The organism is Peterkaempfera griseoplana (genome assembly GCF_001418575.1).
Taxonomy (GTDB): domain Bacteria; phylum Actinomycetota; class Actinomycetes; order Streptomycetales; family Streptomycetaceae; genus Peterkaempfera; species Peterkaempfera griseoplana.
This window is the reverse complement of record NZ_LIQR01000208.1, coordinates 1-1,844: the sequence shown is the minus strand read 5'-3', so window position 1 is coordinate 1,844 and position 1,844 is coordinate 1. Positions and strand designations below refer to the sequence as shown.

Genomic DNA, 1,844 nt, shown 5'->3' with positions numbered 1-1,844 from the left:
GGTCACCCAGTTCATGTTCGTGCCGTACTACCCGCTGTGGTCGATCACCCTGATGTTGATCGATTTCGTTGCCATCTGGTCCCTGAGCAGGTTCGACGTCCGCTGACCCCTCCCGCACCTGCCTGCGTCCCGGACCGTTGGGCAGGTGCGGTCTCGCTCCGCGCCCGGCGTCGACGACATCGCAGCCTTCACCGTCCACTCCGTGGTCGCCCCTCGCGCCCACGACGAGACCCCCGATGTCGGCACCGGCGTGCACATAGGCCTCCGCCGGATCGCCGAGAGGGTACTGACCTCGGACGGGCAGCTGTGGTGGGACCTCGGTAAGGACTGCCATGCGCTCAACGGTGAGCCATTCGCGGCGCGCACCGGAGCGGGCTGGGCCCGACGAACAGTGCGGAATTTCCTCACTGCCTCACCCAGGGTCTGATCGCCTCCCCGCTACACCCGTGCGACCTCGATCGCGAGGACGCCGAGGGCCTCCTTCTCCGGCCCGTAGATGCGACGGATCGCAGCGAGCTGCTCCTCCGCCGTGGCGTCCGGGTTGACCGAGGCGGGCCCTTCGGCGTCGAGCATCTCCACGAACGAGGCGTACCTGGTGACGCGCCGGACCACGGTCAGGCACTCGTCCTGGTCGCATCCGAAGCGGATGTGCTGGCCGGGGGCGAGGTCACTCAGGTGTGGGTACTGGACCCTGACCTCGACGGTCTTGCGGCCGGTTGCGACCAGGTCGAAGTAGGCCCGGTACAGGTTCATGTGTCGGGCCTGGTCGGGCTGGGTGTGGTCGGACAGTGGCATCGGCTCGGTGTAGGCGCGGTCAGGGTCGGTCTCGAGTTGGCGGAGGGTTGCGAGGGCGTTGACCAGGCGTGGGGACCCGTCATGGAAGCCCAGTGACCGTCTTCTCCACCACCGAACAGTACGCCGTACCCCTCCGCCCAGGTCGGCGGCGTGAAGGACGACGGGTCACGGTGGAGGGGCGGGCCATGACGGGCAACGGCCGCGCGGCCGCGCGGCCNNCGGGCCGCCCTGACGGTGCACTCCTGACCTCGGCCGTCGGTCGCGACTCCGCCGGATGTCGGTGCCGTGTGCTTCGATGCGGCCACGGTCCGATGAAGGGGGAGGACATGACCCGTACGACACCACCGCGTCCGCTGGACATCACCGAGGTGTTCCCGGAACTGGCGGATCTGGCCAGGACGGCGTTCCGGCTGCACCCCGTTCCGGGGCAGCCGACCGTCCATGACAGCTCGGTGGGTGGACCGCTGCTGTGGCCGGCGGACGAACCCTGGCCGGAGTACGAGTTGACGTACATCCTCGGCGAGCCCGTGACCACGCTTGCGGACCTTCGTCTGGAGCGAGCCCTGCTGGCCAGGGCGTCTTCACGGTCCAGCGGACCCGAGGGGGGAGGGCTGACCAAGGAGGAACGGGAGATCGTCAACCGGATCAGTGCGGGGCTCGACCCGGAGTCACTGCCGTCCGGGCCCCAGCCTCTGATTCCGGTCGTCCAGCTCTACGCCCGCGATGTGCCGGGACTCGCCTTCCCGCAGGGCACGGACCTGCTGCAGGTCCTCTGGGCGCCGTCCTACGAGGTCGAGGGGGGATCCGCCGCGGTGCAGCTGAGGTGGCGGCGGTCCTCGGAGGTACGCGAAGTACTGCCCACCCCGCCGGAGCCTGCCTATGTCGCCGCCGCCGAATGTGTCCCAGTACCGTGTGTGCTCCACCCCGAGCCGGTACGTGAGTTCCCCTCGCCCGACCGGCTCGAAGCGGATCTGGCCGCACGTCTGAGGGCCTGGAGCGAGCAGTGGCCGGCGGACCCCTACTGGCACGACCTTTCCGTCGCCCCCGGC

The 1,844-nt window shown here is 69.5% G+C and carries 4 protein-coding genes; 3 read left to right on the top strand and 1 reads right to left on the bottom strand.

What is annotated here, in order from left to right:
* Nucleotides 1–13 precede the first annotated feature (13 nt).
* Together AOK09_RS43865 and AOK09_RS16775 are read left to right on the top strand one after the other, a co-directional pair.
* A complete protein-coding gene (locus tag AOK09_RS43865) occupies nucleotides 14–106 on the top strand; it encodes a DUF7144 family membrane protein (protein ID WP_456153969.1) in 93 nt (30 codons plus the stop codon).
* 39 nt (nucleotides 107–145) lie between these two features.
* Nucleotides 146–427: a hypothetical protein gene (locus tag AOK09_RS16775; RefSeq protein ID WP_055588017.1), complete on the top strand. Its 282-nt coding sequence runs from the start codon at nucleotides 146–148 to the stop codon at nucleotides 425–427.
* Between the two features lie 11 nt (nucleotides 428–438).
* Here AOK09_RS16775 and AOK09_RS16770 read toward each other — a convergent pair whose 3' ends face one another.
* Nucleotides 439–795 (bottom strand): ASCH domain-containing protein, encoded by a 357-nt coding sequence (locus tag AOK09_RS16770; protein ID WP_079063128.1) that lies wholly within the window; start codon nucleotides 793–795, stop codon nucleotides 439–441.
* Nucleotides 796–1,121: 326 nt separating this feature from the next.
* Between AOK09_RS16770 and AOK09_RS16765 the strand changes: the two genes are divergently transcribed.
* The coding region (locus tag AOK09_RS16765) for a YwqG family protein (RefSeq protein WP_055588016.1) at nucleotides 1,122–1,844 on the top strand (723 nt) is incomplete at its 3' end.